Consider the following 24,756-nt stretch of genomic DNA (forward strand, 5'->3'; position numbering starts at 1 on the left):
TTAAGCCAACTTTGCCCTTCTGTAAGGAGTTGACGACGAGGCCCCTCGAGCCTCATGGACACCAGGAATACCAGCAGGACAATGCTGGACATCTCCTCACGAGTGCGTGTACATGTGGAGACACTGCTGGCGACGCAGAATGACATGGGGGTTTGCGATGCTTTGGAGCAGTACGCACCGGCCGGAAAGCCGGACGCCATGAACGCCCCGCACCCTCCGAAAGTGGCTGGAATCGATTCAACGGTTCCGGCCCCCGCACACACTGTCGCGTCCGCCGCGGCGGGTTCCTCCCCGACCACCCCGCCGAACCCCCTGAGCGCACCCGGTGCGGTCCTGCAGGACCGCCTCGCCGGCTGGGTCTCCGACCTGACCACCCTCCACGAACTCACCGAACGCCTGGCCCGCACGGGCGCGCTCGGCGAGGCGCTCGAGGAACTCCTGCGCGCCGGAGCCGCCCTGGTGGGCGCCCGGCGCGGTCTCGTCGTGCTGGAGCCCGCCGACGGCGTCGGCCCGGACACCACCATCGGCCTCGGCCTGAGCCGTTCCGATCTCGGCCACATCGAGACCGTGCCGCGCGGTTCCCTGTCGTACGGCAGGATCCTCGACGGCCTGCCGGGCGGCGACCGCGAGATCGCCGAGCCCGACCTGCTCGCCGCGGAGGGGCTCGACCCCCGCCACCGCGAGGTCGCCGCCCGCCTCGGCTACGCGGCGAGCTACGCCCTTCCCCTGACCACCGAGGCCGCCGGCCGCCTGGGCGCCGCAGTGTGGCTCTACGACGAGCCCGCCGAGCCGTCCGAGCGCCGGCGTCACCTCGTCGGCCTGTACGCCCGCTACGCCACCGAGCACCTCGCCCGGCTCGTGGAAGTCGAGCGCACGCGCGCGTGCATGGCGACGATCTCGGAGGAACTGCTCCCCTCGCGCCTGCCGCGCGTCCCCGGTATGCAGCTGGCCGCCCGGCACCGCACCGGCCCGCGCGGCGGCGGCGACTGGTACGACGCGCTGCCGCTGCCCGAGGCCGCGCTCGGCCTCGCCGTCGGGTCCGTCACCGGGTCGGGGCCCAGCGCGGTCGCCGCGATGGGGCGGCTGCGGGCGTCCCTGCGGGCGTACGCGGTGATGGAGGGCGAGGACCCGGTCGCCGTCCTGTCCGACCTGGAGCTGCTGCTCAGGCTGACCGAGCCCGCCCGCTCGGCCACCGCGCTGTTCGGCTACTGCGAGCCGGCGGCCCGCAAGATCACACTGGCCGGCGCCGGGCACAGTCCGCCGCTGCTGATCGGCGCGCGGCGCACCGAGTTCGTGGAGACCTCGGTCTCGGCTCCCCTGGGCATGCTCGCCTGCTGGGAGGCGCCCAGCGTGGAGATCCACGCGGAGCCCGGAGAGACGATTCTGCTGTACACCGACGGGCTGCTGCACCGCACCGGCGACCCCACCGACCGCGCCTTCGCCCGACTGCACGCGGCGGCGGCCGGGGTGCCCAGGGCACTGCGCGGCGACCCGGGCGCGATCGCCGACCACGTCCTGCGGTCCGCGCTCCCCGAGGGCCGGTCCGCCGACAGCGAGGAGGACGTCGTCCTGCTGGCGGCGAGGTTCGAGTAACGCGCCTCGTCACCGGCCCCTGGGCCCCCTTACGTACGGCCGTACAGTGGAGGGGGTCCAGCGCCGTATCGAGGAGGATGACCGTGGCGGAGGAGCTCACCCCGGCAGCAGCTGATCCTGCTGCCGACGCAGCGGGCCCGGACGAGAGCGAAGAGCCGATCAAACAGCGGAAGAACGGACTGTACCCGGGCGTGTCCGACGAGCTCGCGGAGAACATGAGGACCGGCTGGGCCGACACCGAGCTGCGCGATCTGCGGCCGATCCCCCAGGCCGCCGAGACCGCCGCCCGCCGCGCCAGGCTCTCCGCCCGCTTCCCGGGCGAGCGCCTGGTCGTCCCCGCGGGCAACCTGAAGACCCGCTCGAACGACACCGACTACCCCTTCCGGGCGTCGGTCGAGTACGCGTACCTCACCGGCAACCAGACCGAGGACGGCGTCCTGGTGCTGGAGCCCACGGCCGACGGCCACCGGGCGACGCTCTACCTGCTGCCCCGCTCCGACCGTGACAACGGCGAGTTCTGGCTGGACGGCCAGGGCGAGCTGTGGGTGGGCCGCCGCCATTCCCTCACCGAGGCCGAGCAGTTGTACGGCATCCCGGCCTCCGACGTGCGCGAGCTGGCCGGCAAGCTGCGCGAGGCGACCGGTCCGGTGCGGGTCGTGCGTGGCTACGACGCCGGCGTCGAAGCCGCGCTGAACGACAAGGTCACCGCCGAGCGCGACGAGGAACTGCGCGTCTTCCTCTCCGAGATGCGGCTGGTCAAGGACGACTTCGAGATCGGCGAGCTGCAGAAGGCGGTCGACTCGACGGTCCGCGGCTTCGAGGACGTCGTCCGTGTGCTGGACAAGGCGGAGTCGACGTCCGAGCGCTACATCGAGGGCACGTTCTTCCTCCGCGCGCGCGTGGAGGGCAACGACGTCGGCTACGGCACCATCGCCGCCGCCGGTCCGCACGCCTGCACACTGCACTGGGTGCGCAACGACGGCCCGGTCCGCTCCGGCGACCTGCTCCTGCTGGACGCGGGCGTGGAGACGCACACGTACTACACCGCCGACGTCACGCGCACGCTGCCGATCAACGGCCGCTTCAGCGCGCTGCAGAAGAAGATCTACGACGCCGTGTACGAGGCCCAGGAGGCCGGGATCGCGGCCGTGAAGCCGGGCGCCAAGTACCGCGACTTCCACGACGCAGCGCAGCGGGTGCTGGCCGCGAAGCTGGTCGAGTGGGGCCTGATCGAGGGGCCGGTGGAGCGGGTGCTGGAACTGGGTCTGCAGCGCCGCTGGACGCTGCACGGCACCGGCCACATGCTCGGCATGGACGTGCACGACTGCGCGGCCGCGCGGACGGAGACGTACGTGGACGGTGTCCTGGAGCCGGGCATGGTGCTGACGGTCGAGCCGGGGCTGTACTTCCAGGCCGACGACCTGACCGTGCCGGAGGAGTACCGGGGCATCGGGGTGCGCATCGAGGACGACATCCTGGTCACCGAGGACGGCAACCGGAACCTGAGCGCCGCGCTGCCCCGGCGGTCGGGCGAGGTCGAGGACTGGATGGCCTCGTTGAAGGGCTGACGTTGGTCTTCACGGCCGGGCACCCAGGGGGTGCCCGGCCTTTTGTCGCGGTGTGCGGGTAGGAGAGGGCTGGTCGCGCCCACACGGCGGAGTCGCTTGCGGCACCGCTTCGGGCGCCCTTTCAGGCATGCCGCACTGAACGGGGGTTCTCAGTGAACGACTTCTGGTCCGGTGTCGGGGTGGACCTGCACCTGGAGCCGGACTCGGGGGACGGTCGAAGAGCGGGGCTGGAGCGGGCGCTGCGGGACGCCGTGCGGGACGGACGGCTGGCGCCCGGGACCCGGCTGCCGGCGACCCGGCGGCTCACGGCCGAGCTCGGCATCTCGCGGGGCACGGCGAAGGCGGCGTACGACCAGCTGGTCGCCGAGGGGTACCTGACGGCTCGGCAGGGGTCGGGCACCCGGGTCGCCGAGCTGCCGTCCGTCCGCGACGAGCAGCCGAACGTTCCGGCACGCGCGCGTGTGCCGCGCTTCGACCTGCGGCCCGGCAGCCCGGACGTCGGGACGTTCCCGGCGGCGGCCTGGCTGCGGGCGCTGCGCCGGGCGATCGCGACGGCGCCCTCCCTGGCGTACGACTACGGCGATCCGCGCGGCAGGATCGAGCTGCGGACCGCGCTGTCGGGTTCTCTGGGGCGGGCACGCGGGGTGATCGCGCCGCCCGAGCGGATCGTGATCACCTCCGGGTACGTGCAGGGGCTGGCGCTGCTGACGCGGGTGCTGGACGGCGGGGAGATCGCCATGGAGGACCCCGGGCTGCCGTTCCACCGGGAGGTCGTGCGGCACAACGGCGGGACCGTGGTGCCGGTGCCGGTCGACGCACGGGGCGCGCGTCCCGAGCGGCTGGGCGACTCCCGGGCCGTCGTCGTCACCCCCGCCCACCAGTACCCGACGGGTGTCACCCTGCACCCGGAGCGGCGGCGGGCGCTCACCGACTGGGCACGCGCGCGTGGCGGGCTGATCGTCGAGGACGACTACGACGGGGAGTTCCGCTACGACCGGCAGCCCGTCGGCGCGCTCCAGGGGATGGCGCCGGGGCAGGTCGTCTACCTGGGCACCGCCTCCAAGACCCTGGGGCCGGCGCTGCGGCTCGGCTGGATGGTGCTGCCGCCGCACCTCGTCGACGCGGTCGCCGACGCCAAGCTGCACAGCGACCACCACACCGAGTCCATCGGGCAGTTGGCGCTCGCCGAGCTGATCGACAGTCACGCCTACGACCGCCACGTGCGCGCGTGCCGCCTGCGGTACCGGCGCCGCCGGGACCAGTTGCTGGACCAGCTCGGAACGCAGCGCGGCGTCCGCGGCATCGCGGCCGGGCTGCACGCGCTGGTGGAGGTCGACGACGAGGCGGAGGTGCTGGCACGGGCACAGGCGGAGGGCCTCGCGGTCGGCTGCCTGGGCGAGCACTGGCACGCGCCGGGCGACGGGCGCCCGCAGGGGCTGGTGGTGGGGTACGGGACGCCCCGCGAGCGGGTGTATCCGGAGGCACTGGAGGTGCTGGGCAAGGTGCTGCGGGGGGCGGGCGGCCAGGGGCCTCGCTGCGCAGGCCGTGTCGGGCCGTCGGAGGGACCGTCGCAGGACCCGTGAGGGCGTTGCCGCCGTGGGCTACACCGCCATCAGCGGCGCGTCCTTCTTCCACTTCAGGATCTTGTCGAAGCTGACCACCGCCCCGCCCCGCCCCGGCTTGTTGCCGATGTGGACGTGGTCGGCGAGCTCCTGGATCAGGCACAGGCCGCGGCCGTTCTCCGCGTCGGACGGCGCGGGCCGGGCAGGCGGGCGCGAGCGGCCGGAGGCCGCGCCGGGAAACCCGGGGCCCGCGTCGGCGACCTCGATACGGCACTTCTCGCCGTCGAGGTACGCGGTCACCCGGTAGGCCTCCGAGGAGCCGCCCTGGGCGGTTCCCCCGCCGTGCTCCACGGCGTTCGCGCAGGCCTCGCTGAGGGCGACGGAGAGGTCGTAGGAGATGTCGGGATCGACGCCCGCGGTCTCCATCGTGCCGAGCAGCAGGCGCCGGGCGAGCGGCACGCTCGCAGCTTCACGCCGCAGATGGAGTGACCACCAGATGCTCATGCTCCAGCCTCCCGGCCGCGGCTCGACATACCGTTACGTATTGCCCTCAGTTGCCGGGCGTAAGCGCGAAGTTGACGTGATGCCGCCCATACGGCGGATGCGCGTCCGGCTCGATCGGTGTATGTGGGGCGGCCCGGCCGGTGGGTGCGGGGCCTTTGGGGCGGCCCGGGCGGATTCGGGGCGGCCCGATCCGAGTCGGGGCGGCCCGGTCGGAATCGGGGGCGGCCCGATCCGACTCGGGGGCAGATCGGTCGGAATCGGGGGCGGCCCGATCCGACTCGGGGTGGCCGGTGAGTCGGGGCGGCTCGGTCAGACGGTGACCTTCCGGTCGTACGGCATCTTGCGGACCTGCCGTACGGCGCCGGCGCGGCCAGTGCGATGATGAGGCCGCCATGTCTGCCCCCCACCCGCGCACGGCGCGCTCCGGAGGAGAGCTCCGGATCCTGCGGGCCGCGGTGTTCGCCGCGGTCTGTGTCGTGCTGGCCGGGGCCGGTCACGCGCTCGCCTCGTGCGCCGCGATTCCGCCGTGGGCGCTGGGGGCCGGATTCCTCGGGACGGTCGCGGTCGCCGTGCCGTTCACCGGGCGCGATCGCTCCCTGACGGGGATCGCGGCGCTGCTGGCGATCGGCCAGACCGTGCTGCACACGCTGTTCGGGCTGGGTCAGCACGGGGCGTCGACGGGCCCGGCGGGGGCCGCGGGCTCTGCCGGGTCGCTGTCCGACGCCACGCTGGTCGAGCAGGCCGCGCGGCTGGTGTGCGGGACGACGGCGGCGGCGATCAGCCCCGCCCAGGCCCAGCGCATCCTCACCGAGGCGCGGCTCTACCCGGCTCCGGGCGTACACACCCACGACCCGGCGGACGCCATGTCCACCGCCGCGGGTTCCACCGCGTCGCTGCTGCCGTCCCTGCCGATGCTGCTCGGCCACGTCCTCGCGGCGCTGGTCGCGGGCTGGCTGCTGCGCCGGGGTGATCTGGCCCTGCTGCGGCTGATGGACCTGTCCGCCCAGTCGGCGCACGGAGTCGCCGAAGGGGCGCTCGTACGCTCCCTGCGCGCGGCGCTCGCGCTGGTACGCGCCCTGCGTGCCGGGCTGCCCGGGGCGCCGGACGTACGCCCGTGCCTGCCGGGTACCGCCCTGTTCGAACTGCCGAAGCTCCGTTCCACCGCACTCCAGCACACGGTGATCAGGCGCGGCCCGCCGGCTGCCGCCGCACCCGCCCCGGCCGCCTGACACGACGCGACCACCGCTCCGCTCGACCCGGGGCAGGACGCGTCGTCGTGCGCCACGCGCGTGTGCGTCCGTGTTCCGCGCGCCCCGGGAGCCGTCCGGCCGACGGCACCTGCACGCGCGCGTACGCCTCTTCCTCATCGACATCTCACTCAAGCGGAGTGCTCCTGCCATGAAGGCTTCCCGTATCGCCGCCGCCGGTGCCGTCGCCGGCGCCGCCGTTCTCGCCCTGTCCGTCCCCGCCGTCGCGCACGTCTCCGTGCAGCCCGAGGGCACGGCTGCCAAGGGCGGCTACGCGGTCGTCGACTTCAAGGTCCCCAACGAACGCGACAACGCCTCGACCACCAAGCTGGAGGTGGCCTTCCCCACCGACCACCCGCTGGCCTCGGTGATGCCGGAGCCGATGCCCGGCTGGAAGATCGAGGTCACCAAGTCCAAGCTGGACAAGCCGATCGAGATGCACGGCGAGAAGATCTCCGAGGCCGTCACCAAGGTCACCTGGACCGCCGACGGCAAGGGAATCGAGCCCGGCTACTTCGAGAAGTTCCCGCTCTCCATCGGCCAGCTGCCCGAGGACACCGACCAGCTCGTCTTCAAGGCCCTGCAGACGTACTCCAACAAGGAGGTCGTCCGCTGGATCGAGGTGCCGCAGAAGGGCCAGGCCGAGCCGGACAACCCGGCGCCGGTCCTCGAACTGTCCGCCGCCGAGGACGGCCACCACGGCCTCCCGAGCGACGAGCCCTCCGACGGCGCCGCGTCGGCCGAGAAGGCCTCGGCCAGCGCCCCCGCCGCCTCCTCCGGCTCCGACGACACCGACACCACCGCCCGCGTCCTGGGCGTCGTCGGCATCGTGATCGGCGCGGCGGGCGTGGCGTACGGCGTGCTCGCCGGCCGCCGGCGCGGCAACGCCTGAGCCGTCGTTGTTCGCGGCGCGCACCGGGCCGTCCGTCCGGGCCTCGAATCCGGGCGACCCCGGTGCGCGCCGGAGTACTCACATCTGGGACATATTTCTATGCGCTACAAGACCTTCGCCGCGGCCGCCCTGCTCGCCGCCGCCTCCCTGACCCTGACCGCCTGCGGCAGCGGCGACCCCGGTGACAAGCCCGTCGCCGTGGTGTCCGAGGAGGCCGCCTCCGACAAGGCCGCCACCGTCCTCGACAAGCCGTTCGTGAAGCCGGACCTGGTCCTCACCGACACGCAGGGCAAGAAGTACGACCTCCGCAAGGAGACCGCGGGCAAACCCACGCTGATCTACTTCGGCTACACCCACTGCCCCGACATCTGCCCGCTGACGATGAACAACATCGCCGTGGCCAAGAAGCAGCTGCCCAAGGCCGAGCAGGACCAGCTGCGCGTGGTGTTCGTCACCACCGACCCAGAGCGGGACACCCCGGCCGAGCTCGGCAAGTGGATCAACGGCATCGACCCGCAGTTCATCGGGCTGACCGGTGACTTCGCGACCATCCAGGCCGGTGCCCGCACGCTCGGCATCTCCATCGACCCGCCGCGCAAGGACAAGAACGGCAAGGTCGTCTCCGAGCACGGCACCCAGGTCATCGCCTTCTCGCCGAAGACAAACGGCGGTTACGTGCTCTACGGCGAGGACGCCAAGGTAGAGGACTACACCAAGGACCTCCCCGAGATCATCAAGGGGGAGAACCCGTGAGGCGGTCCGCCCCGGCGGCCGCCGTCCTGGCCGGGGCGCTGGCCCTCGCGGGCTGCGGTACCTACTCCGGCCCGGGCTCCGGCGGCGGGAAGGCTGAGCTGTCCGTCGGCTCCGCCTACATGCCGCAGCCGGTCTCCGACGAGATGGCCGCCGGTTTCCTCACCATCAGCAACAAGGGCGGTGCAGCGGACGAGCTGACCTCGGTGACGAGCGATGTCGCCGGGCAGGTCACCGTGCACGAGACGGTCGGCTCGGCGATGCAGGAGGTCACCCGCCTGGAGATCCCCGCACACGGCCGGCTCGTGCTGAAGAGCGGCGGCAACCATCTGATGTTCGAGAAGCTGAAGCGGAAGCCGAAGGAAGGCCAGACGGTCTCCGTGGAACTGCGCTTCGCCCACTCCGGCCCCGTCACGGTGGAGATGCCGGTGAAGCCGCCCACGTACACCCCGGCGACCGGACACTGAGGGAGGGACCCCTGTGACGCAGACCATCGCCCCCCGCGTCCGGACCCTGGTGCTGCTGCTCCTGGCGGCGGCCTGCGCGCTGCTCGCCGGTGCCGGTCCGGCCTCCGCGCACGCCGCGCTGACCGGCAGCGACCCCCGGCAGGGGGCGGTGGTCGACAAGGCCCCGGACCGCATCTCGCTCACCTTCTCCGAGCAGGTCGCCATGTCCGACGACGCCCTGCGGGTGCTCGACCCCAAGGGCAAGCGGGTCGACACCGGCAAGCCGTTCGACGTCAGCGGCACCACGTACGCCGTGGACCTCCACAGCGGACTGCCCGACGGCACGTACACCGTCAGCTACCAGGTGGTGTCGGCGGACAGCCACCCTGTCGCCGGGGCCTACACCTTCTCCATCGGCGCCCCGTCCAAGACCTCCGTCGCGGTCGCCGGGCAGGAGGCGGGCGGCGGGATCGTCGGCTGGCTGTACGGCCTCGGGCGGTACGTGTCGTACGCCGGGTTCATCGTGATGGCCGGCGGCGCCGCGTTCGTGCTGGCCTGCTGGCCGCGCGGCTCCGGCGTACGGGCGGTGCAGCGGCTCGTGGTCTCGGGATGGGTGGCGCTCACCGCGGCCACCCTCGCCCTGCTGCTCCTGCGCGGCTCCTACACCGGCTCCGGGAAGATCGGCGACGTCTTCGACCTGGCCCTGGTCGGGCAGGTGCTGCAGACCAAGACCGGCGCGGCGCTGGTGTCCCGGCTGCTGCTGCTGGCGGCGGCGGCGCTGTTCGTCGCCGTGCTGTTCGGCACCTATGACAAGCGCGAGGACGAGGAGAAGCAGGATCTGACCTTCGGGCTCGCGGTCGGCGGCAGTGTCGTGGCGGCCGGTATCGCCGCGAGCTGGGCGATGTCCGAGCACGCCTCGACGGGGCTCCAGACGGGCATCGCCATGCCGGTCGACGTCGTCCACCTGCTGGCCGTCGCCGCCTGGCTCGGCGGGCTGACCGCCCTGCTCGTGGCGCTGTACCGCGCGCCCGCCGACACACCGGTCGACACCGCCGCCGTACGCCGCTTCTCCCGCGTCGCCTTCGGCAGCGTGCTCGCCCTGGTCGCCACCGGGGCCTACCAGTCCTGGCGGCAGCTCGGCTCCTGGTCGGCGTTCACCGACACCCGGTACGGGCAGTTGCTGCTCGTCAAGATCGGTCTGGTGGCGGTGCTGGTCGGAACCGCCTGGATCTCGCGGCGCTGGACCGGACGGTTGGCGGAGACGGTGCCGGTGCCCGCCGAACGGGCGAAGGAGCGCGTCTCGGCCGGGACGGCTGCCGGCGAGGCCCCGCGTACCGGCGACGACCGAGCCGACAGCGGGCAGGCGAAGGCCGGGCGGGACGACGCCGGACCGGCCGACGCCGAACAGCGCGGCTCGGAGCCGGCCGACGCCGAACGGGCCGCGCAACTCGCCCGGCAGCGGGCCGCGCGCGAGGCCGCCCGGCAGAAGCGGGCGCGGGACGCCGATCCCCACCGGTTCGGCCTGCGCCGCTCGGTGCTCGCCGAGGCGGGGGTCGCCGTCGTCCTGCTCGCCGTCACGACCGTGCTGACGCAGACCGAGCCCGGGCGTACGGAGGAGGAGGCCAGAGCGGCCACCTCGGCGTCGTCGTCCGGGCAGACCTCAACCTCGGGCGCGGTGACCCTGAACATGCCGTTCGACACCGGCGGCCAGGACGGCAAGGGCGTCGTCACGGTCGACCTCGACCCCGCACGGGTGGGCGGCAACGAGATGCACCTGTACGTGGAGCGGCCCAACGGCCGCGCCTTCGACGTCCCCGAGGTGAAGGTGGCCTTCACGCTCGCCGCCAAGGACATCGGGCCGCTGCCCGTCGTCCCCGACCACATCACCACCGGACACTGGGCGGCGAACGGAGTGCAGATCCCCATGGCGGGCGACTGGCAGGTCGCCGTGACCGTGCGGACTTCCGACATCGACCAGGTGACCGTCTCCAAGAACGCGCAGATCGGCTGAACGCACCATGGCTGACCAGTCCATTCCGCAAGCCCGTAGCCCCCTCGACGAGGGGGCCCTCTCCCACGGCACCGCCCCCGAGGCGGGCATCTCCCGGCGGCTGCTGCTCGGCACCGCCGGCGCGACCGGGCTCGTGCTCGGTGCCGCGGGCGGGGCCGTGGGGTACGCCGCCCGGCCCGCCGAGGCCGTGCCGCTCACCTCGCTGGGCGCCGGAGAGGTGATGTTTCACGGGAAACATCAGCCCGGCATCCTCCAGGGCCTCCAGGCCCGTGGCCATCTCGTCGCCTTCGACCTGGCCGCGGGCGCGGGCCGCAAGGAGGCGGCGGCCCTGATGCGCCGCTGGTCGGGCACGGCCCGGCGGCTGATGGCGGGCGAGCCGAGCGCACACGGCGACACCGACGTGGCACGGGACGCCGGACCGTCGTCGCTGACGATCACCTTCGGGTTCGGCCACAGCTTCTTCGGCAGGACCGGTCTGGAGAAGCAGCGCCCGGTCGCCCTGGACCCGCTGCCCGACTTCTCCTCCGACCACCTCGACAAGGCACGCAGCAACGGCGACCTGTGGGTGCAGATCGGCGCCAACGACGCCCTCGTCGCCTTCCACGCCCTGCGCGCCATCCAGAAGGAGGCGGGCTCGGCCGCCCGGGTCCGCTGGCAGATGAACGGCTTCAACCGCTCGCCGGGTGCCACCGCCCATCCCATGACGGCCCGCAACCTGATGGGCCAGATCGACGGCACCCGCAACCCGAAGCCGAGCGAGCCCGACTTCGACGCGCGCGTCTTCGTGCCGGAGAACGGTGAGCCGGCATGGATGGCGAACGGCTCCTACGCCGTCGTCCGCCGTATCCGCATGCTGCTCGACGACTGGGAGAAGCTCTCGGTCAAGCAGCAGGAGGACGTCATCGGGCGCCGCAAGTCCGACGGGGCGCCGCTGTCCGGAGGCACCGAGACGACCGCGATGGACCTGGAGAAGACGGACTCCGAGGGCAACCTGCTCGTCCCCGTCAACGCCCACGCGCGCATCACCCGGCCCGACCAGAACGGCGGCGCGGCGATGCTGCGGCGCCCGTTCTCGTACCACGACGGCATCGACGCGGACGGGGTGCCCGACGCGGGCCTGCTGTTCATCTGCTGGCAGGCCGACCCGCTGCGCGGCTTCGTGCCGGTGCAGCGCAAGCTGGACCGTGGCGACGCGCTGTCGTCGTTCATCCGGCACGAGGCGAGCGGGCTGTTCGCGGTGCCGGGCGGGGCGGCGGAGGGGGAGTACGTGGGGCAGAAGTTGCTGGAGGGATGAGAGTCACCCGTGAGTGGGCTTTGGAGGATGCCGTTTCCGCGGGCCCATTAGGGTGAGGTCATGCCAGCGAGCTATGCGTATCTCGGTCCCGAGGGCACCTTCACCGAAGTCGCCCTGCGCACCCTCCCCGAGGCGGCGACCCGGGAGCTGATCCCGTACGTGTCCGTGCAGTCCGCGCTCGACGCCGTGCGGACCGGTGAGGCCGAGGCCGCGTTCGTGCCGATCGAGAACTCCGTCGAGGGCGGCATCACCGCCACCCTGGACGAGCTGGTCGCGGGCGAGCCGTTGATGATCTACCGCGAGGTGCTGCTGTCGATCACCTTCGCGCTGCTGGTGCGCCCCGGCACCGCACTGTCGGACATCAAGACGGTCACCGCCCACCCGGCCGCCCAGCCGCAGGTGCGCAACTGGCTCAGGGCGAACCTCCCGGACGCGACCTGGGAGTCGGCCGCCTCGAACGCGGACGGCGCTCGTCTGGTGCAGGAGGGCCGCTACGACGCCGCCTTCGCCGGCGAGTTCGCGGCCGCCCGGTACGGGCTCGAGCCCCTGGAGATCGGGATCCACGACGCGGAGAACGCGCAGACCCGGTTCGTGCTGGTCGGCCGGCCCGCCCGGCCCGCCGCCCCGACGGGCGCGGACAAGACCTCCGTGGTGCTGTGGCAGCGCGACGACCACCCGGGCGGGCTGCGCGATCTGCTGGGCGAGTTCGCCACCCGGGGCATCAACCTGATGCTGCTGCAGTCCCGGCCGACCGGCGCGGGCATCGGCAACTACTGCTTCTGCATCGACGCCGAGGGCCATATCTCGGACCGTCGGGTGGCCGAGGCCCTGACGGGGCTCAAGCGGATCTGCCTCCAGGTGCGGTTCCTCGGCTCGTACCCGCGTGCGGATGTGAAGCCGGGGGATGTGGAGCCTTTGCTGCCCGGTACCTCGGACGACGAGTTCGCGGCGGCGGCGGACTGGGTGGCGCGCTGCCAGGACGGCCGGTTCTGACCCGACCGGAGCGGGCGGAGCGCCGGATTTCAACCAGTGCTACCTGCGTATCTTCGTTATCCACAGGAGTTATCCACAGGTGGGCTTCTCGACCTGGGGACAAGTCGACAACGAAGCACGACTCGGTCGACAAATCGCCCTGCAGATCCCGTTCCGTCCACCGATGCGCAGGTCACCCTTCGTCCACCGTTTTCCCTTGCGCAACTCTTTGGGGTGACCTCTTTCCACTCGAAAGTGAGGATAGGGCGGGTTTACACCGGGAATCGATAGGGCCGGTCGTCCGTTTCGGAGTGATCAATTCCGTAGTCCACAGATCTTCCACACAGGCTGTGGATAACTCTTCCGGGGGTGTGGATTCCTGTGGACAACCAAACGCCAAGTCCCGTTCCCCGCAAGGGAATCGAGTCAAAGGTGTGCCGCCCGGCTGACCCGTTCCAGGGAGTGAGACGCCTTTTGTTGACAGGTGGGAACACAACGGGCAATTCACCCATAACTGAGCGTAAGCCGCCACCGGAAATGTGTGTCGTGGGTCCTCACCCCGCACCGGTAGCCTTGACCGCGTGATTGACCTTCGCCTGCTCCGTGAGGACCCCGACCGTGTGCGTGCGTCGCAGCGCGCCCGTGGAGAGGACGTCGCGCTCGTCGACGCCCTCCTGTCTGCCGACGAGCGGCGCAGGTCGTCCGGCGTCCGCTTCGACGAGCTGCGCGCCGAGCAGAAGGCCCTCGGCAAGCTCATCCCCAAGGCGAGCGGGGACGAGAAGGCCGAGCTGCTGAAGAAGGCGAGCCAGCTCGCCGCCGACGTCAAGGCGGCCGACGCGGACCGTGACGCCGCCGCCGCCGAGACGCAGGAGCTGCTGCTCCAGCTCGGCAACCTCGTCCACCCGGACGTGCCCGTGGGCGGCGAGGAGGACTTCGTCACCCTGGAGACCCACGGCGAGATCCGCGACTTCGCCGCCGAGGGCTTCACGCCCCGGGACCACCTGGAGCTCGGCCAGCTGCTCGGCGCGATCGACGTCGAGCGCGGCGCCAAGGTCTCGGGTTCGCGCTTCTACTTCCTGACGGGCGTCGGCGCGCTCCTGGAGCTCGCGCTCGTCAACGCGGCGATCGCCCAGGCCACCGCGGCCGGCTTCACGCCGATGCTCACGCCGGCGCTGGTCCGCCCCCAGTCCATGGCGGGCACCGGCTTCCTCGGCCAGGCGGCCCAGGACGTCTACCACCTCGACAAGGACGACCTGTACCTGGTCGGCACGTCCGAGGTGCCGCTCGCCGCGTACCACATGGACGAGATCATCGACGCCGACCGGCTGCCGCTGCGCTACGCGGGCTTCTCGCCCTGCTTCCGCCGCGAGGCCGGCTCGCACGGCAAGGACACGCGGGGCATCTTCCGCGTGCACCAGTTCGACAAGGTGGAGATGTTCTCCTACGTCGCTCCCGAGGACTCGCAGGCGGAGCACCAGCGTCTGCTGGAGTGGGAGAAGCAGTGGCTGACCTCGCTTGAACTGCCGTTCCGTGTGATCGACGTCGCCTCGGCCGACCTGGGTTCCTCGGCCTCCCGCAAGTTCGACTGCGAGGCGTGGATCCCGACCCAGGGCAAGTACCGCGAGCTGACCTCGACCTCGGACTGCACCGAGTTCCAGTCCCGCCGCCTGCAGATCCGCGTCCGCGACGGCAAGACCGTACGGCCGCTGGCCACGCTCAACGGCACGCTGTGCGCCGTGCCGCGCACGATCGTGGCGATTCTGGAGAACCACCAGCAGGCCGACGGCTCCGTGCGCGTGCCCGAGGTGCTGCGTCCGTACCTGGGCGGCCGGGAGATCCTGGAACCGGTCGCCAAGTGAGCGAGGCGGCCACCCCCGGGGGTTTTCCGTACCGGCTGATCGCGACCGACCTCGACGGGACGCTGCTGCGCTCCGACGAGTCGGTCACGCGGCGCACCCGTGACGCGCTCGCCGCCGCCACGGCGGCGGGCGCCGCGCACATCGTCGTCACCGGCCGCGCGGTCCCCTGGACCCGGCACATCCTCGACGACCTCGGCTACGACGGTCTCGCCGTTTGCGGGCAGGGCGCCCAGGTGTACGACGCCGGAGCCCACCGCCTGCTGACGACGGTGACGCTGGACCGGCAGCTGGCCGGTCTGGCGCTGGCCAAGATCGAGGCGGAGACCGGTCCGCTGTACCTGGCGGCCAGCCGCGACGGCCTGGACGGCGAGGTGCTGGTCGGGCCGGGCTACGAGGTGCAGGGCCGGTTGCCGGCGACGCCCTTCACCGACGCCTCAAACCTGTGGACCGCGCCCCTGAACAAGCTGTACATCCAGCATCCGACGCTCACGGACGACGAGCTGTGCGAGGTCGCCACGCGCACCGCCGGCGGTTTCGTCACCGTCACGATGGCGGGCGAGGGCATCGTCGAACTCCTCCCCCTCGGTCTGTCCAAGGCCACGGGGCTGTCGCTGGCGGCCCGCCGTCTCGGTGCGAAGGCCGCCGACACGATCGCCTTCGGCGACATGCCGAACGACGTGCCGATGTTCGCCTGGGCGTCCTACGGAGTGGCCATGGCCAACGCCCATGAGGAGCTGAAGGCGGTGGCGGACGAGGTGACGTCCTCCAACGAGGAGGACGGGATCGCGGTGGTGCTGGAGCGGTTGCTGGGCTGAGCGTTTCGGTTGGTGCGGTGCGGTGCCGGGCGGTGCGGTGCGTGGCGGAGGATGCACGGATCGAACGTGCGCGGGCTTTTCCAGGCCCGACCACGGTTTAGCAAACCGGTGCCTTACCACTCGGCCAATCCTCCGGGTGGGCGGCCCACGCGAAGTGGGATTCGCGTGCTCGAAGCGGCCGCCCCGGGCAGCTCCCCGTGCGGGGCGGGCTCGACGGAGCGGGTAGCGACTACTCCGGAGCCCGCCGCGGGCTGCCCTGCCGGGAGCTGGACGTACTGCCGTGCATGGACATCGTCCGGCTCCTCTCCCAGAACGTGGCACCGGACGCCTGGTCCGGCGGCGTGAACACAACCACTCTGACTGGTGGACGCGTTGGGCGCCACCGAATAAATCGGTGCGTGGGTCGGCGCAGGTGTTGGGGGCCCGGGCCGACGGTCGGCCGGGGGCTGGGGCCCGGACCAACTGTCGGAGCCCGGGCCGCACCCTCGACCGCCACCGCCGTCCCCGACGCTCCCGACGCCTCGGCCAGCCAGCAGCCCCCGACCAGCAACCCGCGCTCCGGCCAGCCTGCGCCCCCGGCCGTCCAGCGGCGCCGCCATCTGCGGTCGCCCCCGGCCGTCTAGCGGCGCCGCCATCTGCGGCGGCGTGCCTTGCTGAAGAACCAGCCCGCTGGCGGTTCGTCGGAGCGCCACGGTTGCGGTTCGGGCTCCTCGCGGCGCCAGCGCGCTGCCAGCATCCGGGCGCGGGCGGAGGGTTCGGAGGTGCCGGCTGCGCGGACGAAGTCCTCGTCCAGGACGAGGTCGTCCCAGACGTCCCCGGTCTGCCCGGGCTGCCCCGGGCGGCCCGGCTGTCCGCGCCCCTCGTGCTGAGGCGTCTCCTCTGCCATCCCCACCCTCCCCTTCGTACGGTGCTTCCCCTTTGCCGAGTGTGCACGGACGGAGGTGAAACCCCCGTCAAGAGCGGGACACGTCACTCCTCGCCGGCGAGCGTCAGGGACCGCAGCTTCTGCCCGGCGTACCAGGTGGCGAGCACGGTGACCGCCGCCAGCAGCACCGTCGCGGTCGGCAGACCGACGTCCGAGGTCACCAGGCTCCCGCCGTCGGCGACCTTGTGGGCCACGGCCAGCGACCACTGCTGGACGCTGAGCGTGCGGGCACCGGGCACCAGGGAGCCGAACAGGGCCTCCCACACCAGGGCGTAGACGAGTCCGAAGACCACAGCGTGCCGGGACACCGTGCCGAGCAGCAGGAACAGCGCCGCGTACGCGATGGAGGCGACCAGCGCGGCCACCGTGTAGGCGACGGCGATCTGCTGGCCGTTGCCGTTCAGGATCAGGCCCGCGATCAGCGTCGGCACGGCGGAGAAGACCATCGTCACGGCGATGGCGACGATCAGCTTGGTGTAGATGATGGTCGGCCGCTTGATCGGCTTGGACAGCAGGTACACCACCGAACCGTCGTCGATCTCCGGCCCGATCGCACCCGTGCCGGCGATGACGCCGATGATCGGCACCATGGTGGCGAGCGCGAACCCGCCGAGGACGTCCGCCGCCACCTGGTCGTCGGCCCCGGTGAGGCCGCGCACGGCCACGGAGATCACGATGAGCAGCAGGGGCAGCGCGCCGAGGATGAGGGCCCGGCGGCGGCCGAGCAGGGCCCGGTAGGTGAGCCGGGCGACTGTGGGGTCGTACATCTTTCGGCCTCCTACGCCGCGACCAGATACGAGAAGACGGACTCGAGGGACTCGTCGGACGGCGAGACCGTGAGCAGCCGGATGCCGCGGTCGCGGGCGACCCTCGGCAGCAGGGCCGTGAAGCGGCCGAAGTCGACGGCCTGGATGCGCAGCGCGCCCTCGGTGAGGTCGACCTCGATGCCGGACGTCGACGGGTCGGCGATCAGCGCGGCCGCGAGGGCGCGGTCGTCGCTGGAGCGCACCAGATAGCGGTGCGGCCGGTCGGTCATGAGGCGGCGGATCTTGCGGAAGTCGCCGCTGGCCGCGTGCCGTCCCGCGACGACGACCTCGATGTGCCAGGCGAGTTGCTCGACCTCTTCGAGGATGTGGGACGAGAACAGCACGGTGCGGCCCTCGTCGCCCATGCGCCGCAGCAGGTCCATCAACTGCATGCGCTGGCGCGGGTCCATGCCGTTGAAGGGCTCGTCCAGCAGGAGCAGGGAAGGGTCGTGGACCAGCGCGGAGGCCATCTTCACGCGCTGCCGCATGCCCTTGGAGTACGTGGCGATCTTCCGGTCCTGCGCGTACTCCATCTCGACGGTGGCGAGCGCCTTCTGGGCCGCCTTGGCTCCCAGGCCGTGCAGTTCGGCGTTGGCGACGACGAACTCGCGGCCGGTGAGGAAGTCGTACATCGCCTCCCGCTCGGGGACGATGCCGATGTGCCGGTAGATCGCCTCGTTGCGCCAGACGGGCTGTCCGTCGAGGGTGACGGTGCCGGTGGAGGGGGCCAGGAAGCCGCCCATCATGTTGATGAGGGTGGACTTCCCGGCGCCGTTGGGACCGAGGAGGCCGGTGACGCCCGGGCCGATGGTCATGGTGATGTCGTTGACGGCGACCACGTTGCCGAACCAGCGGGATACGTGGTCGAGGGAGAGCGTGGTCACAGTCCCACCTTCTTGTAGCGGCGCATCAGGAGGCCGTAGGTCGCGGCGATCAGACCGAGGGTGACGAGGACGTAGACGGCGCCCTCGGCGTTGCTCGGGCCGACCCCGCCGGGGAAGGCGGAGGTCGCGCCCAGGAAGGCGGACTGCACGCCGTCGATGAGGGTGATCGGCGAGAACATTCCGATCCACGGCACGACGTCGGCGTTGCCCTGTGCGTCGGCGATGGCCTGGAGGGTGGAGACCGCCCCGTAGGTGATGGTCAGCACGGCGATCACGGCCGCGATGCCGAAGCCGCGGCGCGGGGTGACCGACGCGATGACCAGGCCGAGGCCGGCGAACAGCAGCGAGAGCAGAGCCACGGAGACCAGTCCCTGTGCGAATCCCTTGGTCTGGTCGGCGAAGTCCAGCTTGGCCAGCAGGGCGCCCACGTACAGCACCAGCAGCGGGGCGGCGGTGAGGATGAACAGTGCCGAGGCCAGCGCCGCGTACTTGGCGCGGACGTAGTCGGCCGTCTCGATGGGCCGTGAGAAGTACAGCGGCACGGTCTTGAAGCGCAGGTCGCGCGAGACGGACTGGGGTGCCTGCGAGGCGATGTACAGGCTGATGACGGCCTGCATGACGATCGCGTAGCGCGTGTAGTCCAGCGGCAGGTCGTTCGCCTTGGTGGCGACGGCGACGGCGACCATGATGGCCGCGGGCACGCACATCACCACGAACAAAAGCATCGGCAGCACCTTGGACTTCACCGAGCGGCCGAGGCCGTAGGCGCCGCGCAGGGACTGCGAGTAGAGGGAGCGGCGGGCGTAGGCGCGGCCGAGGCGGGGGCCGTCGTAGGTGCGGTAGCCGATGTTGTGGATGCGGGTCTGGTCACCCGGCTGTGCCGCCACGGGCTGCTCAACGGACATGGCCGACCGCCTCCTTCCGCTGCTCGTCGCTGCTGTGTTCCCCGGCCGTGAAGACCTCGGAGATGTGGTGCCGGCGCTGCTCCATGCGCACCAGGCCCAGGCCCAGGTCCGCGATCACGTCCCGGACCAGGTCGTACGTCCCCTCGCCCTGCGCGGTGAGCAGCAGGACGTGGCCGGAGCCCGGCAGGCCGCTGCCGTCCTCGGTGGTCACCCCGCGCGCGTGCAGCGCCTCGCGGACCGCGCGGGTGCCGTCGGGGTGCTCGTCGGTGTCGGTGACCTCGATGGCGAGCGTGGTCGTGGTCTGCGTGAAGTCGGTGGTGGAGCTGGACCGCAGGAGCTTGCCGCCGTCGATGACGACGACGTGGTCGCAGGTGCGTTCCAGTTCGCCCAGCAGGTGGGAGGTGACCAGGACCGAGATGCCGAAGTCGGTGTGGATGCGGCGGATCAGGCCGAGCATCTCGTCGCGGCCGACCGGGTCGAGTCCGTTGGTCGGCTCGTCCAGGAAGACCAGCTGCGGGTCGTGGACGAGGGCCTGGGCGAGCTTCACCCGCTGCTTCATGCCGGTCGAGTAGCCGCCGATGGGGCGGTAGCGCTCCTCGTACAGGCCGACGTGGCGCAGGGTGTCCGCAGTGCGCTCGCGCGCGGCGGTGGGCGGCAGGCCGGACATGCGCGCCATGTGGACGACGAACTCGGTGGCCGAGACGTCCGGGGGCAGGCAGTCGTGCTCCGGCATGTAGCCGACCCGCTCACGGATGGCGGCGCCCTTGGTGGCGACATCGAGTCCGAGCACTTCGGCGCGGCCCTCGGTGGCCGGGGACAGGCCCAGCAGGATCTTGATCAGTGTCGACTTGCCGGCACCGTTGGCTCCGACGAGTCCGGTCACACCGGGCCCGACGTCCACGGAGAGCCGGTCAAGCGCGGTCACCCTGGGGAACCGCTTGCTCAGGCTTTCGGTCGCGATCACAGTCACGTCGTCGACAGTAGTGACGCAGACCACGCACGTCGTCAGACCGCAGAGCTGTCTCGGCGTCCCCCTCCAGTCGTACGGGCCCGTAGGGGATGTGCTGCTTGAGAGTTACCACGGTCGGTCGACCGCGGAGCTCCCCGGCCGGGCACCACCCTATTGACGCGAGCTCTAACAAGGTGCCACATTCGCCGGTGTCACGGGACGGGCACGTACCGCAGTCGGCGGGAACGCGCGGCGCTGGGCGGAGGAGGAGTGACGGTGCTCAAGGAGGCGCGCGAGCGCTGGGTGCGCACGGGCGGGGTCGAACTGTGCGTAGCGGAGCTGGGGGACCCTGAGCAGCCGACGGTCGTGCTCGTGCACGGCTATCCGGACAGCAAGGAGGTGTGGTCCGAGGTCGCGGCGCGACTGGCCGACCGCTTTCACGTGGTGGCGTACGACGTGCGGGGCCACGGCCGCTCCACGGCCCCGCAGCCGCTGCGGGGCGGCTTCACGCTGGAGAAGCTGACGGACGACTTCCTGGCCGTCGCGGACGCCGTCAGCCCGGACGGGCCGGTGCACCTGGTGGGGCACGACTGGGGCTCGGTGCAGTCCTGGGAGTTCGTCACCACGGCCCGCACCGAGGGCCGCATCGCCTCCTTCACGTCCCTGTCCGGGCCGTCCCTGGACCACTTCGGCCACTGGATCGACCGGCGTCTGAGGCGCCCCACCCCGCGCCGGGTCGGCCAGCTCCTCGGCCAGGGCGCCAGGTCCTGGTACGTCTGTCTGCTGCACACCCCCGTGCTGCCCGAACTGGCCTGGCGCGGGCCCCTCGGCAGGCGCTGGCCGAGGATCCTGGAGCGCGCCGAGAAGGTGCCGGGCGGCGGCTATCCGAGCTCGTCGCTGCCGAGGGACGCGGCGCACGGCGCCTGGCTGTACCGGGACAACGTCCGGGCCAGGCTGCGCCGCCCGCGCACGGACGCGTACGCGCACGCGCCCGTGCAGCTCATCACCCCCCTGGGGGACCGCTTTCTGTCGGAGCGGCTCTACGACCAGTTGGAGGAGTGGGTTCCGCGGCTCACCCGCCGGACGCTGCCGACCGGGCACTGGGCCCCCCGCACCCGGCCCGACCAGCTGGCGGCCTGGATCACGCAGTTCGTGACGTCCGTCGAGGGCGGCGGCTCGCCGGCGCCGGCCTCCGGCGCGTACGCCGACCGGTTCGGCGGGCAGCTCGTCCTGGTCACCGGCGCGGGCAGCGGTATCGGGCGGGCGACGGCGTTCGCCTTCGCCGAGTCCGGCGCGCGTGTGGTGGCCGTCGACCGGGACGCCGAGGCCGCGGTCCGCACCGCCGAACGGTGCCGACTGAGCGGGGCGCCCGAGGCCTGGGCGGAGACGGTGGACGTATCCGACGAGCAGGCCATGGAGAAGCTCGCCGAGAAGGTCGCCACCGAGTACGGCGTGGTGGACGTGCTGGTGAACAACGCGGGGATCGGCCTGTCCGGCTCCTTCTTCGACACCACCGCCGAGGACTGGAAGAAGGTCCTCGACGTCAATCTGTGGGGCGTCGTCCACGGCTGCCGGCTCTTCGGACGGCGGATGTCCGAACGCGGGCAGGGCGGCCACATCGTCAACGTGGCATCGGCGGCGGCGTACCAGCCCTCCAGGGCGCTGCCGGCCTACTGCACCAGCAAGGCGGCCGTGCTCATGCTGAGCGAGTGCCTGCGCGCCGAGCTGGCCGGGCAGGGGATCGGCGTGACGGCGGTCTGCCCCGGCTTCGTCAACACCGGCATCACCTCCACGGCACGCTTCGCGGGCGTGGACCCGGCGGAGGAGCGCCGCCGCCAGCAGCGCGCGGCCCGCCTGTACGGCCTGCGCAGCTACCCGCCGGAGAAGGTCGCGGACGCCGTCCTGCGGGCGGTGGTGCGCGACGAGGCGGTGGTCGCGGTGACGCCGGAGGCCCGTGTCGCGCGGGTGCTGTCGCGCCTGACGCCCGGGGCGTTGCGGGCGATCGCCCGCATGAGGCCGCCGCTGTGACGTCAACGGCAGTGCGGTCAAGGCCAGTTGTCCACAGCGACGGTTCCCCGTCCTGTGGATAACTGCCGAGAGGTGTGGATCAAACCTCCTGGGCGAAATCGATCGCGTGATTCCTGTCTCTCCCGGCAGGCTGGTGGCATGGACGAAAGACGCACCGTGAAGGTGTCGAAGTACCTCTCGAAACATCTGCGCCACCAGCCGGAGAGGATCGGCCTCACGCTCGACGAGAGCGGCTGGGTGGAGATCGACGTACTGATGGCGGCCGCGGTCGCCCACGGCTTCCCCTTCACGCGCGAGGAACTCAACCGTGTCGTGGCCACGAACGACAAGCGGCGCTTCGCGGTGGAAGGCAGCAGGATCCGGGCCAGCCAGGGCCACAGCATCGAGGTCGATCTCGGCCTGCCGCCCGCCCCCCCCCCCGCCGCCGTACCTCTACCACGGCACCGTGGCCCGCTTCCTGGACGCGATCCGCACGGAGGGCCTCCGGCCCATGAACAGGCACGACGTGCACCTCTCGGCCGACCGTGAGACGGCGACCCGCGTCGGCGCCCGCCGGGGCCGCGCGGTCGTTCTGACGGTGGACGCGAGCGCCATGCACCGCGACGGCCACGTCTTTCATGTGAGCGCGAACGGGGTGTGGCTGACCCGGGCGGTACCGGCGCGGTACCTGCGCTTTCCCCAGAGCCATTGACCGTTTCACGTGAAACATGCCCGCCGCTTAGGCTCGTCGGCATGAGTCTGCGTCTGAGCACCGTGATCCTGCCCTACCGCCGCTGGCACGAAGGTGGCCGTTCGGCCTGGACGCGTGCCGAGCAGCTCGGCTTCCACGCCGCGTACACCTACGACCACCTGTCCTGGCGCAGCTTCCGCGACGGGCCGTGGTTCGGTGCCGTGCCCACGCTGACGGCGGCGGCCGCCGTCACCGACCGGCTACGCCTGGGCACGCTCGTGACCTCGCCGAACTTCCGGCACCCGGTGACCCTGGCCAAGGAGCTGATCTCCCTCGACGACATCTCCGGCGGGCGCGTCACGCTGGGCATCGGCGCCGGGGGCACCGGCTTCGACGCCACCGCCCTCGGCCAGGAACCGTGGACGCCGCGCGAGCGGGCCGACCGCTTCGCCGAGTTCGTGCCGCTGCTCCACCGGCTGCTCACCGAGGACTCCGTCTCCTACGAGGGCGACTTCTACTCGGCGCACGAGGCGCGCAACATCCCCGGCTGTGTGCAGCGTCCCCGGCTGCCGTTCGCGGTGGCCGCGACCGGGCCGCGCGGGCTCAGGCTCGCCGCGCGGTACGGGCAGGCGTGGGTGACCACCGGCGACCCCAAACTGTTCGAGAACGGCACGCCCGAGCAGTCGGTGCAGGCCCTTCGCGGACAGGCCGAGAAACTGGCCGACGCGTGCGCCGCGGCGGGCCGGGACGTGACCGAGCTCGACCGGGTCCTGCTCACCGGGTTCACCCCGGACCGTGGCCGTCCGCTACGGTCACTGGACGCGTTCGTCGACTTCGCGGGCCGCCACCAGGAGCTGGGCTTCACCGAAATCGTGATCCACTGGCCGATCCCCGACTCGGACTTCGCGGCGGACGAGAAGGTCTTCGAGCAGATCGCCATGGAGGCTCCGGCCCAGCTGGCCTGAGCGCCCCTGCTGCGTCGGCGCGGCTGTGAGCCGCCAGTGCACGGCCGTGCATGCGGATACGGCTGTGCATGTCTATACGGATGCCGGTACTCAGTTGTGCGGACCCCCGCACGCCCGTGCAGGCATATGCGGGACAATGGCCGGGTGACCTCAGCGACCCGACAGCCCGAGATACCGGCCGCCGCCCTTCCGCCGCGGCTGATCGCCACCGACCTCGACGGCACCCTGCTGCGCGACGACAAGTCGGTGTCCCCACGCACGGTCGCCGCGCTGGCCGCCGCCGAGGAGGCGGGCATCGAGGTCTTCTTCGTCACCGGCCGCCCGGCCCGCTGGATGGACGTCGTCAGCGACCACGTCCACGGCCACGGCCTGGCGATCTGCGGCAACGGCGCCGCCGTGGTCGACCTGCACGGCGGCCCCGGCGCCCACCGGTTCGTGAAGGTGCGCGAGCTCGCACGGGACAACGCCCTGGACGCCGTACGGCTGCTGCGTGAGGCGGCGCCGGGCACGGTGTACGCGGTCGAGCAGACGTACGGCTTCTACCAGGAGCCGGCGTACCCGAAGCTGCACATGGAGATCCCCGACAGCCTCGCGCCCGCCGAGGAACTGCTGGCCGAGGACGGAGCAGCCGCCGCCGAGCCGGTGCTGAAGATCCTCGCCTACCACCCCGAGATCGATCCCGACGCCTTCCTCACCCTGGCCCGGCTCGCCATCGGCGACCGGGCCAACGTCACGCGGTCGAGCCCCAGCGCCCTGCTGGAGATCAGCGGGCCCGATGTGTCCAAGGCGAGCACACTCGCTCTGTGCTGCGCCGAGCGGGGCATCTCGCACGAGGAGGTCGTCGCCTTCGGAGACATGCCGAACGACGTCGAGATGCTGACGTGGGCGGGCCGGTCGTTCGCGATGGGCAACGCGCACCCGGACGTGGTCGCCGCGGCCTCGGGGCGGACGGTGGCCAACAACGACGACGGGGTCGCGGTCGTGATCGAGCAGCTGCTGGCGGAGCGGGCGTAGCGCTGCCGCGCTCCCTGATCGTTCTCTGATCGGCTCCCCGGCCCGCTCGGCGACCGGCTCTTTCGCCTGATCGGCTCCCCGATCGCTGCCCGACCGG

The 24,756-nt window shown here is 71.9% G+C and carries 21 protein-coding genes, 1 tRNA gene and 1 pseudogene; 16 read left to right on the forward strand and 7 right to left on the reverse strand.

Annotated elements, in window-relative coordinates:
- The first annotated feature begins 81 nt into the window (after window positions 1-81).
- The 3 genes from ACFPZJ_RS08770 to pdxR all read left to right on the forward strand — a co-directional run bounded on the left by ACFPZJ_RS08770 (window position 82) and on the right by pdxR (window position 4,744).
- Window positions 82-1,593: a PP2C family protein-serine/threonine phosphatase gene (locus tag ACFPZJ_RS08770; RefSeq protein WP_381019284.1), complete on the forward strand. Its 1,512-nt coding sequence runs from the start codon at window positions 82-84 to the stop codon at window positions 1,591-1,593.
- A gap of 77 nt (window positions 1,594-1,670) precedes the next feature.
- Complete coding sequence (locus ACFPZJ_RS08775; protein WP_381019285.1) at window positions 1,671-3,161, forward strand: aminopeptidase P family protein; 1,491 nt, start codon at window positions 1,671-1,673, stop codon at window positions 3,159-3,161.
- A gap of 152 nt (window positions 3,162-3,313) precedes the next feature.
- Complete coding sequence (gene pdxR / locus ACFPZJ_RS08780; RefSeq protein ID WP_381019287.1) at window positions 3,314-4,744, forward strand: MocR-like pyridoxine biosynthesis transcription factor PdxR; 1,431 nt, start codon at window positions 3,314-3,316, stop codon at window positions 4,742-4,744.
- A gap of 18 nt (window positions 4,745-4,762) precedes the next feature.
- On the opposite strand, the gene ACFPZJ_RS08785 is transcribed toward pdxR, so the two are convergent.
- A complete protein-coding gene (locus ACFPZJ_RS08785) occupies window positions 4,763-5,227 on the reverse strand; it encodes an ATP-binding protein (RefSeq protein WP_381019288.1) in 465 nt (154 codons plus the stop codon).
- A 392-nt stretch (window positions 5,228-5,619) separates the two neighbouring features.
- Between ACFPZJ_RS08785 and ACFPZJ_RS08790 the strand changes: the two genes are divergently transcribed.
- From ACFPZJ_RS08790 to ACFPZJ_RS08830, 9 genes are all read left to right on the forward strand, one after another.
- The gene (locus ACFPZJ_RS08790; protein ID WP_381019290.1) at window positions 5,620-6,456 is read left to right on the forward strand and encodes a hypothetical protein; all 837 of its coding nucleotides are present in this window, start codon (window positions 5,620-5,622) and stop codon (window positions 6,454-6,456) included.
- Window positions 6,457-6,625: 169 nt separating this feature from the next.
- A complete protein-coding gene (locus ACFPZJ_RS08795) occupies window positions 6,626-7,366 on the forward strand; it encodes a YcnI family copper-binding membrane protein (RefSeq protein WP_381019291.1) in 741 nt (246 codons plus the stop codon).
- Between the two features lie 99 nt (window positions 7,367-7,465).
- Window positions 7,466-8,119 carry an SCO family protein gene (locus tag ACFPZJ_RS08800; protein ID WP_381019292.1) on the forward strand — a complete coding sequence of 218 codons (654 nt, stop codon included), beginning with the start codon at window positions 7,466-7,468 and terminating at the stop codon, window positions 8,117-8,119.
- Window positions 8,116-8,583 carry a copper chaperone PCu(A)C gene (locus ACFPZJ_RS08805; RefSeq protein WP_381019293.1) on the forward strand — a complete coding sequence of 156 codons (468 nt, stop codon included), beginning with the start codon at window positions 8,116-8,118 and terminating at the stop codon, window positions 8,581-8,583. The genes ACFPZJ_RS08800 and ACFPZJ_RS08805 overlap by 4 nt, the downstream gene beginning before the upstream one ends.
- A 13-nt stretch (window positions 8,584-8,596) precedes the next feature.
- On the forward strand, window positions 8,597-10,573 hold the full coding sequence (locus ACFPZJ_RS08810; RefSeq protein WP_381019295.1) for a copper resistance CopC/CopD family protein: 1,977 nt from the start codon (window positions 8,597-8,599) through the stop codon (window positions 10,571-10,573).
- A gap of 7 nt (window positions 10,574-10,580) precedes the next feature.
- Window positions 10,581-11,867 (forward strand): iron uptake transporter deferrochelatase/peroxidase subunit, encoded by a 1,287-nt coding sequence (gene efeB / locus ACFPZJ_RS08815; RefSeq protein WP_381019297.1) that lies wholly within the window; start codon window positions 10,581-10,583, stop codon window positions 11,865-11,867.
- A gap of 60 nt (window positions 11,868-11,927) precedes the next feature.
- Window positions 11,928-12,860: a prephenate dehydratase gene (gene pheA, locus ACFPZJ_RS08820; protein ID WP_381019299.1), complete on the forward strand. Its 933-nt coding sequence runs from the start codon at window positions 11,928-11,930 to the stop codon at window positions 12,858-12,860.
- A gap of 560 nt (window positions 12,861-13,420) precedes the next feature.
- Entirely contained in the window at window positions 13,421-14,698 is a 1,278-nt protein-coding gene (gene serS, locus ACFPZJ_RS08825; protein WP_381019301.1) for a serine--tRNA ligase, read from the forward strand.
- Window positions 14,695-15,513: an HAD family hydrolase gene (locus ACFPZJ_RS08830; protein ID WP_381019303.1), complete on the forward strand. Its 819-nt coding sequence runs from the start codon at window positions 14,695-14,697 to the stop codon at window positions 15,511-15,513. The genes serS and ACFPZJ_RS08830 overlap by 4 nt, the downstream gene beginning before the upstream one ends.
- 42 nt (window positions 15,514-15,555) lie before the next feature.
- Here the strand turns inward: ACFPZJ_RS08830 and ACFPZJ_RS08835 are convergent.
- From ACFPZJ_RS08835 to ACFPZJ_RS08860, 6 genes are all read right to left on the reverse strand, one after another.
- Window positions 15,556-15,647 (reverse strand) — tRNA-Ser (locus tag ACFPZJ_RS08835).
- A 485-nt stretch (window positions 15,648-16,132) separates the two neighbouring features.
- Complete coding sequence (locus ACFPZJ_RS08840) at window positions 16,133-16,399, reverse strand: SGM_3592 family protein (RefSeq protein WP_381019305.1); 267 nt, start codon at window positions 16,397-16,399, stop codon at window positions 16,133-16,135.
- Between the two features lie 83 nt (window positions 16,400-16,482).
- On the reverse strand, window positions 16,483-17,205 hold the full coding sequence (locus ACFPZJ_RS08845) for an ABC transporter permease subunit (RefSeq protein WP_381019306.1): 723 nt from the start codon (window positions 17,203-17,205) through the stop codon (window positions 16,483-16,485).
- An 11-nt stretch (window positions 17,206-17,216) separates the two neighbouring features.
- Complete coding sequence (locus ACFPZJ_RS08850) at window positions 17,217-18,128, reverse strand: ABC transporter ATP-binding protein (protein ID WP_381019308.1); 912 nt, start codon at window positions 18,126-18,128, stop codon at window positions 17,217-17,219.
- Entirely contained in the window at window positions 18,125-19,033 is a 909-nt protein-coding gene (locus ACFPZJ_RS08855) for an ABC transporter permease (RefSeq protein ID WP_381019310.1), read from the reverse strand. Before ACFPZJ_RS08855 ends, ACFPZJ_RS08850 begins: the two co-directional genes overlap by 4 nt.
- The gene (locus ACFPZJ_RS08860; protein ID WP_381020134.1) at window positions 19,023-20,042 is read right to left on the reverse strand and encodes an ABC transporter ATP-binding protein; all 1,020 of its coding nucleotides are present in this window, start codon (window positions 20,040-20,042) and stop codon (window positions 19,023-19,025) included. Before ACFPZJ_RS08860 ends, ACFPZJ_RS08855 begins: the two co-directional genes overlap by 11 nt.
- A 210-nt stretch (window positions 20,043-20,252) precedes the next feature.
- Here ACFPZJ_RS08860 and ACFPZJ_RS08865 point away from each other — a divergent pair, with 210 nt between their 5' ends.
- The 4 genes and pseudogenes from ACFPZJ_RS08865 to ACFPZJ_RS08880 all read left to right on the forward strand — a co-directional run bounded on the left by ACFPZJ_RS08865 (window position 20,253) and on the right by ACFPZJ_RS08880 (window position 24,659).
- The gene (locus ACFPZJ_RS08865; RefSeq protein ID WP_381019312.1) at window positions 20,253-22,010 is read left to right on the forward strand and encodes an SDR family oxidoreductase; all 1,758 of its coding nucleotides are present in this window, start codon (window positions 20,253-20,255) and stop codon (window positions 22,008-22,010) included.
- Between the two features lie 138 nt (window positions 22,011-22,148).
- A pseudogene (locus tag ACFPZJ_RS08870) lies at window positions 22,149-22,701 on the forward strand (RNA 2'-phosphotransferase).
- Between the two features lie 41 nt (window positions 22,702-22,742).
- Window positions 22,743-23,645: an LLM class flavin-dependent oxidoreductase gene (locus ACFPZJ_RS08875; RefSeq protein ID WP_381019314.1), complete on the forward strand. Its 903-nt coding sequence runs from the start codon at window positions 22,743-22,745 to the stop codon at window positions 23,643-23,645.
- 126 nt (window positions 23,646-23,771) lie between these two features.
- Window positions 23,772-24,659, forward strand: coding sequence for a Cof-type HAD-IIB family hydrolase (locus ACFPZJ_RS08880; protein ID WP_381019316.1), 888 nt, complete (start codon window positions 23,772-23,774; stop codon window positions 24,657-24,659).
- Window positions 24,660-24,756 lie beyond the last annotated feature (97 nt).

This window comes from Streptomyces bullii, assembly GCF_042657145.1.
Classification (GTDB): domain Bacteria; phylum Actinomycetota; class Actinomycetes; order Streptomycetales; family Streptomycetaceae; genus Streptomyces; species Streptomyces bullii.